13 protein-coding genes are annotated in these 15,369 nt (G+C 41.7%); 12 read left to right on the top strand and 1 reads right to left on the bottom strand.

Annotated elements, in window-relative coordinates; all coding sequences use genetic code 11:
- Position 1 precedes the first annotated feature (1 nt).
- From folD to ACIQZD_RS01770, 11 genes are all read left to right on the top strand, one after another.
- Entirely contained in the window at positions 2-877 is an 876-nt protein-coding gene (gene folD, locus ACIQZD_RS01820; RefSeq protein WP_402897583.1) for a bifunctional methylenetetrahydrofolate dehydrogenase/methenyltetrahydrofolate cyclohydrolase FolD, read from the top strand.
- Positions 878-1,005: 128 nt separating this feature from the next.
- Entirely contained in the window at positions 1,006-2,358 is a 1,353-nt protein-coding gene (gene xseA, locus ACIQZD_RS01815; RefSeq protein ID WP_402897580.1) for an exodeoxyribonuclease VII large subunit, read from the top strand.
- Positions 2,355-2,588, top strand: coding sequence for an exodeoxyribonuclease VII small subunit (locus ACIQZD_RS01810; RefSeq protein WP_034308286.1), 234 nt, complete (start codon positions 2,355-2,357; stop codon positions 2,586-2,588). The genes xseA and ACIQZD_RS01810 overlap by 4 nt, the downstream gene beginning before the upstream one ends.
- 1 nt (position 2,589) lies before the next feature.
- Positions 2,590-3,483, top strand: coding sequence for a polyprenyl synthetase family protein (locus tag ACIQZD_RS01805; RefSeq protein ID WP_101222525.1), 894 nt, complete (start codon positions 2,590-2,592; stop codon positions 3,481-3,483).
- Between the two features lie 248 nt (positions 3,484-3,731).
- On the top strand, positions 3,732-5,624 hold the full coding sequence (gene dxs / locus ACIQZD_RS01800; protein WP_101223461.1) for a 1-deoxy-D-xylulose-5-phosphate synthase: 1,893 nt from the start codon (positions 3,732-3,734) through the stop codon (positions 5,622-5,624).
- A 4-nt stretch (positions 5,625-5,628) separates the two neighbouring features.
- On the top strand, positions 5,629-6,456 hold the full coding sequence (locus ACIQZD_RS01795; RefSeq protein ID WP_402897577.1) for a TlyA family RNA methyltransferase: 828 nt from the start codon (positions 5,629-5,631) through the stop codon (positions 6,454-6,456).
- Positions 6,457-6,785: 329 nt separating this feature from the next.
- Complete coding sequence (ahrC, locus tag ACIQZD_RS01790; protein WP_034308279.1) at positions 6,786-7,235, top strand: transcriptional regulator AhrC/ArgR; 450 nt, start codon at positions 6,786-6,788, stop codon at positions 7,233-7,235.
- A 22-nt stretch (positions 7,236-7,257) separates the two neighbouring features.
- Entirely contained in the window at positions 7,258-8,973 is a 1,716-nt protein-coding gene (gene recN, locus ACIQZD_RS01785; RefSeq protein WP_402897575.1) for a DNA repair protein RecN, read from the top strand.
- A gap of 161 nt (positions 8,974-9,134) precedes the next feature.
- The gene (gene spoIVB / locus ACIQZD_RS01780; RefSeq protein ID WP_402897573.1) at positions 9,135-10,427 is read left to right on the top strand and encodes a SpoIVB peptidase; all 1,293 of its coding nucleotides are present in this window, start codon (positions 9,135-9,137) and stop codon (positions 10,425-10,427) included.
- A 329-nt stretch (positions 10,428-10,756) separates the two neighbouring features.
- Entirely contained in the window at positions 10,757-11,548 is a 792-nt protein-coding gene (spo0A, locus tag ACIQZD_RS01775) for a sporulation transcription factor Spo0A (protein ID WP_137016177.1), read from the top strand.
- Between the two features lie 509 nt (positions 11,549-12,057).
- On the top strand, positions 12,058-12,792 hold the full coding sequence (locus ACIQZD_RS01770; protein ID WP_402897570.1) for a glycerophosphodiester phosphodiesterase: 735 nt from the start codon (positions 12,058-12,060) through the stop codon (positions 12,790-12,792).
- A 43-nt stretch (positions 12,793-12,835) separates the two neighbouring features.
- Here the strand turns inward: ACIQZD_RS01770 and ACIQZD_RS01765 are convergent, their stop codons facing one another.
- Positions 12,836-13,072, bottom strand: a complete 237-nt coding sequence (locus ACIQZD_RS01765; protein ID WP_101222519.1) for a DUF2627 domain-containing protein — start codon at positions 13,070-13,072, stop codon at positions 12,836-12,838.
- A gap of 205 nt (positions 13,073-13,277) precedes the next feature.
- On the opposite strand from ACIQZD_RS01765, the gene ACIQZD_RS01760 reads away from it, so the two are divergent.
- Entirely contained in the window at positions 13,278-15,335 is a 2,058-nt protein-coding gene (locus ACIQZD_RS01760; protein ID WP_402897568.1) for a sigma 54-interacting transcriptional regulator, read from the top strand.
- Positions 15,336-15,369: the final 34 nt, after the last annotated feature.

The following is a 15,369-nucleotide window of genomic DNA, read 5'->3' as shown; positions in this document are numbered from 1 at the left end:
CATGTCAGCTCAAATCATTAATGGTAATGAAATTGCAGAGTCAGTTAGGCAGGAAATCAGTAAGGAAGTTCAACAGTTACGTGAAAAAAATATGGTTCCGGGTTTGGCTGTGATCCTGGTGGGTGACAATCAAGCATCACAAACCTATGTGCGCCATAAGCAAAAGGCCTGTGAGGACTTGGGCATGCATTCCGTATTAATTAAAAAGCCTGCGGAACTCTCTCAGGAGGAATTAATTCAGAGCATTGCTGAATTAAACCAGGATGACAGCATTCATGGTATATTGGTGCAGCTGCCATTGCCTGGACATATTCAGGAAAAAGCGATCATTGAAGCGATTTCCCCTGAAAAGGATGTAGATGGATTCCACCCGATTAATATTGGGCGGATGATGACGGGACAGGATGCATTTTTACCTTGTACTCCATACGGCGTCATGGTGATGCTTGAGTATATCGATTACGACCTTGAAGGTAAGCATGTTGTCATCGTTGGGAGAAGTAATATCGTCGGAAAACCAGCCGGACAATTGTTTTTGAATGCAAATGCAACCGTTACATACTGTCATTCACGGACAAAGGATCTTGCATATTATACTAAGCAAGCCGATGTCGTTGTGGCAGCTGTCGGAAAGAGGGACACGATCACGAGTGACCATATTAAAGAAGGCGCAGTCGTAATTGACGTCGGAATGAACAGGAATGATGAAGGGAAGCTTTGCGGTGATGTGGCATTTGATGAAGTGAAAAATAAGGCTTCATACATTACACCTGTTCCTAAAGGCGTTGGTCCCATGACGATTACGATGCTTATGAAGAATACGGTCAAATCTGCTCAAAAAGCACTTGAACTGAACAAACAAGCATTAAAAAGTTAAAAAAACGTTAAATTATTTTAAAGAAGCGGACCTCTTGTTTTATAATAACGGGAGACCGCTTTTTTTCCATTCATGGATACATAGGTGAGTTTTCTTTATATCCGATTTCCATCGGAAGGAGACATTATATGAGCAACCAACAATATTTGAGTGTGTCGGCTTTAACTAAGTACATCAAAAGGAAATTCGATGCCGACCCCCATTTGCAAAATGTATACATAAAAGGTGAAATTTCGAATTTTAAACAACATACAAGCGGACATATGTATTTTACTTTAAAGGATGAGAAGGCCCGACTTCTTTCCGTTATGTTTGCCGCCAATAATAAAGGGATGAAATTCCTGCCCGAAAATGGTATGAAGGTACTTGTTAAGGGCGATATATCATTATATGAAGCTGGGGGACAGTATCAGCTTTATGTGAAAAGCATGGCCCCTGATGGTGTGGGGGATTTGTATCTTGCTTATGAACAGCTGAAGAAAAAGCTGGAGGCGGCAGGTTTGTTTTTGGCCGAACATAAGAAGCCGATCCCGCAGTACCCTAAGTCTGTAGGAGTCATAACCTCCCCGACCGGAGCTGCATTAAGAGATATCCTGATAACCATCAAGCGGAGATATCCAATCGCCAGGATCATCGTTTATCCAGCACTTGTACAAGGGAATAATGCCGCTAAATCGATTGCCAAGGCAATTTCAATGGCTAACGCAAGGGCGGAAAGCGATGTTCTCATTGTCGGAAGGGGAGGCGGGTCGATCGAGGAGCTATGGGCCTTTAATGAGGAGATAGTGGCTGAATCGATTTATGATTCCGATATACCGGTAATTTCTGCTGTCGGTCACGAAACTGATTTTACCATTGCTGATTTTGTCGCCGATATGCGTGCTCCTACACCGACTGGTGCAGCGGAGTTAGCGGTTCCTCACTTGAATGAAATACTCGAACGCCTGATGAACCGCAAAAATCGGTTGACCCGCTCCATTCAAGAAGCGGTTAATTTTGAACGAACCCGTTTGACCAGGATGGAGAGGTCTTATGCTTTCCGTTATCCGCATAAAATGTATGAACAGAAGCTGGAACAGCTAGACAAGACGATGGACAGGCTAGGGAGGAACAGCACGCGATATTTCATGAAAAAGAGAGATGAGCTGAATCAGCTGAACGAAATTCTGAAAAAGCAGCATCCTGAACAAGCGGTGAAAAATGCGAAAGATGAATTGCGGCAGCATGCAAAGGTTTTACGTAGGGCCATGGAAGCCATCTATCGGCAAAAATCACAGCAATTCGTTCATATTACAGCCACTTTGTCTGCCCTCAGTCCACTAAAAATCATGGAACGGGGCTATGGATTGGTTTTTGCTGAGGATGAGACATTAGTGAAAAGTACACAGCAAGTATCCAAAGGGGATAAGATAGCGGTTTCGATAAAAGATGGAACCCTTGAATGTGAAATTAAAGAAATAAAGGAGCGGATTGAACCATGACAAAAAAACAAGAAGCTACATTTGAAGAAGCGATGGAGAATCTCGAAAAAATTGTAGAACAGTTGGAAGAAGGCGATGTGCCCTTGGAAGAAGCCATCTCCATATATAAACAAGGAATGGATTTATCAAGGCTTTGCCATTCGAAGCTTAAGGCTGTTGAAGATCAGTTGACTCAAATTTTACGCGAAGATGGGGAACTTGAAAACTTCGCTGTACAGGAGGAAGAATGACATGGGTACGGCGTCCTTTGAAATGTTTTCTAAAGAATATAAAACGGTTATAGAACGGGAAATCGTGGAATATGTCAATAAACTTAAAGCACCGGCAGTGGTCAAAGAAGCCATGATCTATTCGCTGGAGGCAGGGGGTAAACGGATTCGCCCGTTATTGGTCTTTGCGGTTCTGGAAGCCTTTGGGAAAAGCTTGAGGATCGGGATTCCTGCAGCGGCTGCCATTGAAATGATCCATACATATTCTTTGATTCATGATGATCTTCCAGCGATGGATGATGATGATCTCCGCCGCGGAAAACCGACGAACCATAAAGTGTTCGGTGAAGCGGTGGCAATACTGGCAGGTGATGCGCTTCTTACATATAGCTTTCAATTGGTGACGGATATGATCGATCCCGAGGTGACGGCTGAAATGAAGCTGAACCTTGTAAGTGAAATTGCGAAGTCTGCCGGAGCAGAAGGAATGGTGGGAGGTCAAGTTGCCGATATGGAAGGTGAAAATAAACAGCTGACCCTTCAGGAATTGGAGTATATCCATGAACATAAAACAGGGAAGTTATTGACTGCAAGCATCCTTTCCGGTGCTATATTATCCGGAGCGAATGAAGAACAGCAACTCCATTTACGTGACTTTGCATACCACCTGGGGCTTGCTTTTCAAATTCGGGATGATATTCTGGATATTGAAGGGTCCGTCGAGTTGATCGGCAAGCCGGTTGGCAGTGATGTGGGTAATCATAAAAGCACATATCCTTCTTTACTTACGCTTCAAGGGGCAAAGGAAAAGTTGGAACATCATATAGAACTTGCCCATGCCGCTTTAGGAAAAACAACCTTACAAACGGGTTTGTTGAATGAACTAACCGATTTAATAGCGAACCGTAACCATTGATTGAGCTAAATTTGTTATCAATTGAGGTTTTATGGTATACTCATTGTGCAAAAATATGTGAAAATCAAAATGAATTTTTTAATTGAGATACGTGATAAAATAGGTATATTAAGCCGCCGAAATCACCTGGGTGTTGGCGGCTATTTTTTAACTTAAAACCAATTTTTCGGTCAAGTCCCCCATAGCCCTCTTTTATGAGGCTTTGTTTATGCTTATAACCGAAAATGACAGAAAGTGAGTGGTCCTGTTTGGATCTTCTATCTATAAAAGACCCTTCTTTTTTGAAGAAGATGAATAATGAAGAACTTGTCGAGTTAAGTGTGGAAGTACGTAAATTCCTCGTGGAAAAATTATCGGTGACAGGTGGGCATATTGGTCCCAATTTAGGTGTCGTCGAGTTGACTATAGCCTTGCATAAAGAATTCGACAGTCCGAATGATAAAATTTTATGGGATGTCGGACATCAATCCTATGTTCATAAGATCCTGACTGGCAGAGCAGGAGAGTTCGACACCTTAAAGAAATACAAAGGTCTTTGCGGTTTTCCTAAAATGATCGAAAGCCCCCATGATGTTTGGGAAACCGGTCACAGTTCGACTTCACTTTCAGCTGCAATGGGAATGGCGGCTGCCCGTGATATCAAAGGTGAAAACAGTTTTATTTTGCCAGTGATCGGGGACGGTGCCCTAACAGGCGGAATGGCGCTTGAAGCGTTGAATCATATCGGTGATGAAAAAAAGGACATGATCGTTATCCTAAATGATAATGAAATGTCCATAGCCCCTAACGTAGGTGCCCTGCACACGATATTGGGAAGATTGCGTACAGCGGGTAAATATAACTGGGCAAAAGATGAATTGGAGCTGCTTTTGAAAAAAATCCCTGCAGTTGGTGGTAAACTTGCAGCTACAGCTGAACGCCTTAAGGATAGCATGAAGTACTTATTGGTTTCAGGAATCTTTTTCGAGGAGCTCGGTTTCACATACCTTGGACCAGTGGATGGTCATAATTATGAAGAATTGCTGGAGAATTTAAGATATGCCAAGAAAACGAAGGGACCTGTACTGTTGCATGTCATCACGAAAAAAGGCAAAGGCTATTCACCTGCCGAGCTGGATACAACAGGAAACTGGCATGGGACAGGCCCATACAAAATCGAGACTGGCGATTTCGTGAAATCCCCTAGTAAAGGTCCTGCTTGGAGCGCTCTTGTAAGCGATACTGTCAGCAGGCTAGCCCGTGACGATGAGCGGATTGTCGCGATTACACCTGCAATGCCCGTAGGTTCGAAATTGGTGGGCTTTTCTCAAGAGTTTCCAGAGCGTTTCTATGATGTAGGGATTGCCGAGCAGCATGCTGCAACTTTTGCAGCCGGATTGGCAACGCAAAAAATGAAACCTTTCCTGGCTATATATTCAACATTCCTGCAAAGGGCTTATGACCAGGTGGTGCATGATATCTGCCGTCAGAATTTGAACGTATTCATTGGGATCGACCGTGCCGGATTAGTTGGTTCCGATGGTGAAACGCACCAAGGCGTTTTCGACATTGCTTTCTTACGCCATGTACCGAATATGGTGTTGATGATGCCGAAAGATGAAAACGAAGGTCAGCATATGGTCAATACGGCCTTAAACTATAATGATGGTCCTATTGCTATGCGTTTCCCTCGTGGGAATGGTTGGGGAGTTGTGATGGATACTGAATTACAGCAGATTCCAATCGGTTCGTGGGAAGTTCTTAAAGAAGGAACGGATGCTGCCATCTTAACGTTCGGTACAACGATTCCCATGGCTCTTGAAGCGGCAGAACTGCTCGAGAAAGAGGATTATTCAGTTAAGGTGATCAATGCCCGGTTCATTAAGCCTTTGGATGAGAACATGCTAAGCAGTCTCCTTGGTGAAAAAATGCCTATTTTGACAATAGAAGAAGCGGTTCTTCAAGGTGGTTTTGGTAGTTCAGTACTTGAATATGCCCATGATCAAGGATTTTATGGGGCAATTATAGATCGAATGGGGATACCTGATTATTTCATTGAACATGGAAGTGTCGATGAACTGCTTGAAGAAATCGGTTTAACGACTGAGACAGCGATCAAAAAGATTAAAATGATAACACCCAAAAAAGAAAAAAGGGCCTGACAATATGAAAGTGATGAAAGAAAGAGTAGATGTATTACTTGTAGAACAAGGCTTGGCCGATACACGTGAAAAAGCGAAGCGTATGGTTATGGCTGGTCTTGTCTACGCGAATGAAGAGAGGTACGAAAAACCGGGGGAAAAAGTGCCGGTCGATCTCGAATTTACGATCAAAGGAAAAGTCATGCCGTACGTTTCAAGAGGCGGTCTTAAACTTGAGAAGGCATTAAGGGAATTCGATTTACAAGTGAATGGAAAAATATTGCTTGATATCGGTTCATCAACTGGTGGGTTCACGGATTGTGCATTGCAAAATGGCGCTCTAATGTCTTATGCGCTTGATGTGGGCTATAATCAACTTGCTTGGAAGCTTAGGCAGGATGAGCGGGTTAAAGTAATGGAACGAACCAATTTTCGTTATGTGACACCCGCCGATCTCGATGGGGAGATGCCAAACTTTGCAAGCATTGATGTTTCTTTCATCTCGCTTACGTTAATTTTACCGGTGCTAAAGACCTTGCTCGTCCCGAATAGTGATGTCGTTGCCTTGGTTAAACCGCAATTCGAAGCTGGGAAGGATCAAGTGGGTAAAAAGGGGATTGTTCGCGATCCCAAAATCCATAAACAAGTATTGGATAAGATCATTTCTTTTTCTATAAAGGAAGGCTATGATATTAATGATGCCTCCTTCTCACCGATTACCGGCGGTGATGGAAATATTGAATTCTTACTTCATTTACACTGGCAAGGGTCGAAGGATGAAGGAGCGATATTGCTTTCGAAAACGGTTGACGACATCGTTGGAGAGGCCCATGCCCAATTTAAAAAAGAATAGTTAGAACTTTGTATGGGCTCCTTTGGCTGAATGGTTGGCTAAAGGAGCTTTTTAACTATAGATTGTGGTCATGCACTGAACCATTTAATGGGGGATACATAAAATAGGTACGTACAAAAAAATAGACTTGTATTCATTTTTAGAGAAAAAGTTGTACAATTGCATAAAAATCCGATAACATTAATATTAGCCACTTTCTAAAGCGGCCTATTTGCACGTACTGAAGATAACGAAGCAATCCCATTATTGGGGCAGCTTGCTTAAGTAAGAAATGAAAGTGATACCATTACCATTAAATGAGCAACAGTTGAGAAGAGGTGCTTCTACTTATGAATAAGGGACAACGACATATAAAAATAAGGGACATCATAACGAATAATGATATCGAAACCCAGGATGAGTTAGTTGAAGAATTGAAATTAGCTGGATACAATGTAACTCAAGCCACTGTTTCAAGGGATATTAAAGAGCTTCACCTTGTAAAGGTTCCTTTGACGGATGGAAGATATAAATACAGTCTGCCGGCCGACCAGCGCTTCAATCCACTTCAAAAATTAAAGAGAATCCTTGTCGATGCATTTGTACGCATTGACTCAGCCAATAATTTACTGGTTATGAAAATGCTCCCAGGTAATGCCCAGGCAATCTGCGCATTGATTGATAATTTAAATTGGCAAGAAATACTCGGGACGATCGGCGGCGACGATACTTGTTTGATTATCTGTCGTTCTGAGGAAGATGCAAAGATCATTTCCGGCAAATTCTTGGACATGCTCTAATAATGTTGTGAGGTGACCTAGTTTGTTAACAGAACTATCGATTAGGAATTTTGCGATCATAGACAGCCTGTCCGTTTCATTTGAGAAAGGCTTGACGGTCTTGACAGGGGAAACAGGGGCAGGGAAGTCAATCATAATAGATGCCGTTCATCTTTTGGTTGGGGGACGTGGTTCTGCAGAGTTCATTCGGCATGGTGAGTCTAAGGCCGAAATAGAAGGATTATTCCAAATTGAAGATGAAAAACACCCGGTCTTTGCCAAAGCGGAAGAGTTTGGCCTGGATATGAATGATGGGATGGCGATACTTCGAAGGGACATCTCACAAAGCGGCAAAAGCGTTTGTAGGGTAAATGGAAAGCTTGTAACGATTTCCACTTTACGCGAGATAGGTCGGACATTGATAGATATCCATGGTCAGCATGAACATCAGGAATTAATGGATGAGCGACTCCATCTTCCACTGCTCGATCAATTCGGCGGTGAAAAAATCGCATCTGCACTCACTGAATACCAAAAGCTATATAAACGTTATGAAACCGCTTCTAAACAATTGAATGGCTTGAGCCAAAATGAACAGCAAATGGTCCACCGCCTTGATTTGATCCAATTTCAATTCGATGAAATCCAAAAAGCTGATTTGAAGTTACGCGAAGATGAAGAATTGATGGAAGAGCGGAAGAAAATTAATAATTTCGAAAAAATTCATGAAGCGCTGCAAACCAGTTATAATGCTTTAAATGGTGAGCAGCATGCAATTGATTGGCTTTCCGTAGCCATGAATAATTTGGAGGAAGCGGCAGGGCTTGATGAGGGTTTAAAGAATAGCTCTGAAACCGTTTCAAATAGCTACTTCCTGCTTGAAGAGGCCGTGTCAAACATCCGATACCAATTAGACTCTTTGGATTATGATACAGAACGTGTGGAATTCATTGAAAGCCGCCTTAATGAAATAAATCAATTAAAGCGGAAATACGGGCGGACCATCGAGGAAATCCTGGAATATGGAGCCGCTATAGAAGAAGAAGTCGAAAAACTGCAAAATAGGGAAACCCATATAGCGAAGCTCGAAAAGGAAATGAAATCCATCAAGGCAGATTTAATTGTCGAAGCAAAGAATCTTTCTGAACTTCGCCAGAAATTCGCTCAGCAGTTAACCAAAAAGATCCATCAGGAATTAAAAGATTTATACATGGAAAAGACAATTTTCGAACCACATTTCCTTCAAACTGCTTATACTTTCGATGAATTGTCAGATAGGGGCATTAATCAGTCAGGCCTGGATTCAATGGAATTTTATATTTCCACCAATCCAGGTGAACCGTTAAAACCTCTTTCCAAAATCGCATCTGGCGGAGAACTGTCGAGGATCATGCTGGCTTTGAAAAGCATTTTCTCCAAACATCAAGGCATAACATCCATCATATTTGATGAAGTGGACACAGGTGTGAGCGGAAGGGTTGCACAATCCATTGCCGAAAAGATCTATAAAGTGGCAACCGGATCACAAGTATTGTGCATATCCCATTTGCCACAGGTGGCCGCTATGGCGGATACCCACCTTTTCATAGCAAAAAATGTAAGGGCCGGACGCACGAATACCTCTGTCAAGCCGCTAATTGAAACGGAAAAAGTAAAAGAAATCGGCAGGATGATTTCAGGAGTCGAGATAACGGATTTGACGAAGCAGCATGCCAATGAATTAATCCAGCTGGCCAAAAGGCTGAAGATTACATCATGAAGGGCCGGTAAGAAGATTATTTAAACATATCATAAGCATTCATTGTAAAGCTATCCAAAAACGGATAGCTTTTATTTTTTGCACCTGTTATAAATGACTGTCATGAGGGCTAAATTAAAGGTGTAGCCATAAAGTTTCAGAGAGCGAGGAGAGTGAATGGATTGAAATTTACATGGATAAACAGGATCATCGGTGGAATTCTCCTTGTTTCGCTATTAACATTAGGGTTATACCAGCCATCTCGTGAATATTTTTTAATTCCAAATCATCTTGTACTATTTGAAGGAAGTCAATATAGCATTTCCAAATCATTGCCTGTTTCTGCAAAAACTTCGGGATCCAGTGATGGAATTTCGCTTCATGATGAACAAGCCTCGATTACGCTTGGTGCTGAAAAACCAGGTACGAATGAAGTGTTACTCGATGTAGCAGGCTTACCTGCCAAAAAGGTCGACATCAGGGTGTTAAAAGACTTTAAAGTCATGCCTGGAGGCCAATCCATTGGAGTAAAGCTTAATACTCTTGGGGTTCTCGTAGTAGGTCATCATCTTATTGATACTGCGCAGGGGAAAAAATCACCGGGAGAAAAAGCAAAAATTGAAATCGGTGATATTATTACAGAAATCAATGGTCAGACGATAAAGAAGATGGGGGATGTAACCCCTTTTGTTCAGCAGGCAGGTGAAAAGGGTGAGGCGTTGAATCTTGTCATTAACCGTGATAATGAAGTGCTTCATAGTACCCTATTACCTCTAAAAGATAAGAATGAAGGAACTTACAAATTGGGTTTGTATATCCGTGATTCGGCAGCTGGCATCGGAACGATGACATTTTATCACCCGGATTCAAAAAAATACGGGGCGTTGGGACATGTCATATCCGATATGGATACAAAAAAGCCGATTGTTGTCAAGGACGGACAGATTGTTCAATCGACGGTCACATCCATCGAAAAGGGAAGCAATGGTGATCCAGGAGAAAAATTGGCACGCTTTTCTTCCAATAAAGAAAAAATAGGAAATATCAATCGCAATAGTCCCTTTGGAATTTTTGGGAAATTAAATCAAGATTTTAAAAATGGAATTAACGATAAGCCACTCCCCATCACCCTTTCCCATGAGGTAAAGGAAGGACCAGCAAAAATCCTTACAGTGGTGGATGGTTCTGAAGTGGAGGAATTCGATGTTGAAATCGTCAGTTCCATACCACAGAAATTCCCTGCAATTAAGGGAATGGTCTTAAAAGTGACGGATAAGGAATTGCTTCAAAAAACGGGTGGGATCGTTCAAGGTATGAGCGGCAGTCCTATCATACAAAATGGTAAATTAATCGGTGCAGTCACCCATGTATTCGTTAATGATCCTACAAGTGGGTATGGAGTCCATATCGAATGGATGTTAAACGAAGCCGGTATAAATATATACGACAAAGATAATTATGAAAAGGCAAGCTAAGAATCCGGGTATCCTTATGGATGCCCCTTTTTAATGGAAAGTTATGATTAGCATAGACTTTGGGTAGGAATTAAATTGATTTCTTCAAAAAGTAGAGGTTTTTTTGAAACGATGTGATAAAATGATAACGATATGAAGATTTTTCGACAATCGCTTTATTCGAATAGCAAACGAAGTCGAAAACAAGAGATATCCGGAGAATAATATTGAATTCCTTATATTTTTTCAAAAATAAAAGGAATTTAGTTTCCATTGTCGAAAAGTTCAATTACAATAGAATTTAGTCATATAGAAAAAAAGACCAATTGTAGTTGAGGAGGAAATCAAGCGTGAAAAAAATTAAGGTGTGCGTTGTAGATGATAATAGAGAACTTGTTGGCCTTCTGGAAGAATACATTTCTGCACAGGATGACATGGAAGTAATTGGGGTGGCACATAACGGTCAAGATTGCCTGGGTATGCTTGAGAGCGTTGACCCGGATATATTGATCCTCGATATTATCATGCCTCATTTAGATGGATTAGGTGTGCTTGAAAAACTTCGTGAAGTAAAACGGGGTGCCATGCCTAATGTGATTATGCTTACTGCCTTTGGTCAAGAAGATGTAACGAAAAAAGCTGTTGATTTGGGTGCCTCTTACTTTATCCTGAAGCCATTTGATATGGAAAATCTGGCCAATCACATACGTCAGGTAAGCAGTAAAGGGCAGGCAGTTTTAAAAAATCATAGTCAGTTTAGCTATCGTCCCCAAAATGAATCCAAGCCGAAGAACCTCGATGCCAGCATCACAAGCATCATTCACGAGATTGGAGTCCCTGCACATATAAAGGGCTATTTGTATTTAAGGGAAGCCATATCCATGGTATATAATGATATTGAACTATTGGGTTCCATCACCAAAGTTTTATATCCGGATATCGCAAAAAAATACAATACTACGGCGAGCCGTGTTGAACGTGCCATCAGGCATGCGATTGAAGTGGCCTGGAGCCGTGGCAATATAGAATCCATTTCATCACTTTTCGGATATACCGTAAGCATGACTAAGGCAAAACCTACAAATTCCGAATTCATTGCCATGGTTGCCGATAAGCTGCGCCTCGAACATAAAGCTTCTTGACAACAAGGGTAGGGGGAACACCGGTTGTTAAGAGCCAGGGGTAACAATTGACCATATAAAGGCTAGAGCCGCTAAATATAAATAAGAACTCTCCGTCGGGCTGTAAAGGACAGGAAGAAGTTGCTTCGTGATTTTTTCTAATCGGCAACTTTAAATTTTTTACGCTGCCGGTTAAAAAAATTAAACGCCTTTTATTTATTGGATTTTTCAGGAAATCCCATAAATAAAAGGCGTTTTTGTTTGGTTGAAAAGCGGCACGAATTATTTTAGACGGTGTTCGGGCTATATAGCTCCTTTTATTATAATTATAGATATATTTAATCATGATAAAAGGAGGGAAGTAAATGATTTGTGTGAAAAATGAGCATTTTGTATTGGAAGCGGATAGGATTCTATGCAGAAAATAATCAACTGCATTTTATTAGATTATTGAGCTAGATGAAAATAATTTGCTGTTTCTGTTCATAACATTGGTATATAACCATTATTGAGAGAGGCGGCGTTTCTTCATGACCTTAATCTTTGCACATCGAGGCTCAGCAGGAACACATCCGGAAAATACGATGTCGGCGTTCAAAGAAGCTGCCCGTGTCGGGGCGGACGGTATTGAAACGGATGTCCAGCTCTCGAAAGATGGGGAAGTGGTCATCATTCACGATGAAAAGCTCGATCGGACCACGAATGCCTCGGGATATGTAAAAGACAGGACATTGATGGAGTTGAAAACCCTTAATGCGTCTTCAAACTATAAGGGTAAGTTGGGTAAAGAAAAGATTCCGACACTTGAAGAACTATTTATTTGGCTTGACGATAATCAGCTTTTTTGCAACATTGAATTGAAAAATACGCTTTTTCTGTATCCTGGCTTAGAAGAGAAAGTCATCCGGCTCATCCGTACTTACGAAATGGAGGAAAGGATTATCCTTTCTTCTTTCAATCATTACAGCTTGGTCAATTGCCATCAATTGGCACCTGAATTGGAAACCGCACCGCTTTATAGGGATGGTCTATACATGCCGTGGATATATGCCAAGGCAATAGGCGGAAGTGCAATCCACCCAAATATCCGGGCTGCCCCTGATGAGCTCATTCAAGCATCTGTGAGTATGGGTGTTCCTGTACGGCCATATACCATTAATAAAGAAGCCGAGATGAAGAGGCTATTCAAATTGGGGTGCAGCGGCATCATAACCGATTTTCCCGAGGCAGCCGTACGGGTCAGGGAAGGCTTGAAATCAAGATAAAGAAAGAAGGTGCCATACGATACATGGCACCTTCTTTCTGCGTTTAAAATTTATTGAACCTGCTTTGGACCTTATTTTGTTTTCGATCTCGATGAAGGACGAAGCCGGCGATGAAGGCTATTCCGCCAATCGTAATGAGCAGTCCTATTAAAAATTGCAGCCAAAGGACTGGATAGGGGGGCTGCAGAATACCGAACACCATGTCCCTCATTATTTTTATGCCATAGGCAGCAAAGGCACCGGGTATAAAAAGAATCAAAAAAGCGATTAAACGTTTCATGCGGTCAAATCCCTTCCGAAAATTCCGTCTTTAAAAAATGATAAAGGATATAAATTATTTGTCAAGTTTCGGGAATCTAGATAATGACTGGGAGTTGGTGGCTGTTTTTAAAGGGAGCCGATATGGTAAAATGGTGTGGAGTATGAAAAAAATTGCATAGATTGATCTAATAAAAGGGGTAATTATATCTTAAGGGGGATGGCTCATGCAAAAGGTCATGATAGTAGGGGGAGGAATGGGAGGGACAACCGTGTTGAAACTCCTATCGGAAAGTGAAGTATTCTCCATTGTTTGTATGGCTGATACGAATGAATCCGCTGAAGGGATGCTTGCTGCAAAGGAACGAGGGATCCCTACAGTGACTAATTGGAGCCTGGGATTGGAGCGGGATTTGGACATCATTTTTGATACGACAGGAGACCCGACTGTCTATAAAAAGATAAAAAGGGACATGGGCGAACAAACGATTCTCATTCCTGGAAGTGTCGCCCTCATTATGACTAAGTTGTTTGAAGAGAAAAATCGTTTAATAAGTAAATTGGAGAATACCTCGGCAAAAATGGACTTGATCCTTAATACGACGAGTGAAGGGATGGTGGTGATTGATCATGAAGGATTCATCATCATGTTCAATGATAGTGCCGAACGTGCCACTGACACAAAGCGCGAGGATGTGATAGGCAGACATATCAAAGATTTCATCCCTTCAACTGGATTGCTTCGAGTGATGCAAACGAACCAAAAAGAAGTGAATCAGGAAATGACACTTAGCAATGGAATGGAACTCATAACGACAAGGATACCTCTTGTGAATGCCGATAAGGAAATCATAGGGGCTTTTTCCGTGTTTAGGAATAAAACGGAAGCTGTACAATTGGCGGAGCAGATCACTGATTTAAAAGAGATACAGACGATGCTCCAGGCGATCATTCAATCCAGTGATGAAGCCATATCTGTTGTGGATGATCAAGGCAGGGGGCTTTTGATCAATCCGGCATATACAAGAATCACTGGTTTAACAAAGACCCAAGTGATCGGTAAGCCGGCTTCCATCGATATTTACGAAGGTGAAAGTATGCATATGAAAGTGCTTCAGACAAAAAAGCCTGTTCGGGGTGTCAATATGCGTGTCGGCCCAAAACATAAGGAAGTGATCGTGAATGTTGCTCCAATCATTGTGGACGGGTGCCTTAAAGGGAGCGTTGGCGTCATTCATGATGTATCGGAAATTCAAGCCCTTACCCACGAACTGAATCGGGCAAGACAGATTATCAGGACATTGCAGGCTAAATATTCCTTTGATGATATAATCGGCGCTTCCGAAGAGATGAAGCTTCCCATTGAACAGGCGAAATTATCGGCAAGAACACCTGCTACTGTCTTATTAAGAGGGGAATCAGGGACTGGCAAAGAGTTATTTGCACATGCCATCCATAATGCGAGCGATAGGAAATTCAATAAATTCGTTCGTGTAAATTGTGCGGCCATTTCGGAATCATTACTTGAAAGTGAACTGTTCGGTTATGATGAAGGAGCCTTTACAGGGGCAAATAGGGGCGGAAAGGTCGGTTTTTTTGAAGAGGCAAATCAAGGGAGTATCTTTTTGGACGAAATTGGTGAATTACCAGCCAACATCCAAGCTAAATTACTTCGGGTTTTACAAGAAAAGGAAATCGTCAGAGTGGGGGGGACGAAGCCGATTCCCATCAATGTCCGGGTCATAGCCGCTACGAATATCAATCTCGAAGAGGCCATCTCAAATGGATCATTCAGGGAAGACTTATATTTCAGGCTGAACCGCATGCCTATTTTCATTGCTCCATTAAGAAAGAGAAAAGAGGATTTGAGAGAATTGGCGGAGCATTTGATTAATAAAATCAATCAGGAGTATGGACGAAGCATAGAGGGAATTTCAGCAGCAGCTATACATAAGATGCAAATCTACAACTGGCCAGGTAATGTTAGGGAACTGGAAAATATCTTAGGACGGGCCATCATTTTCATGAAATTGAACGAGACGATCATTGATATACAGCATATCCCGGATTTTATCGAAGAGATTCCATTAAAACAAGAGAAATTATTAATGAAGCCTTCTGGCTACGTATCGGGGAAACCGCTCTCGGAGATAATAGACCAGTATGAAGCCGAAATCATTCAGCAAGCGTTCCATACCCACAAGGGAAATAAAACACTTACGGCAAAAGCTCTTGGGATTTCTGTCAGAAATCTATATTACAAAATGGAAAAACTAAAACTGTGAAAGTTTTTGCACGCAAGTAATTGCGCACTATGAA

The sequence above is a fragment of the Peribacillus sp. NPDC096447 genome, from assembly GCF_044762725.1.
Taxonomy (GTDB): domain Bacteria; phylum Bacillota; class Bacilli; order Bacillales; family DSM-1321; genus Peribacillus.
This window is presented reverse-complemented; position numbering and strand designations above follow the sequence as displayed.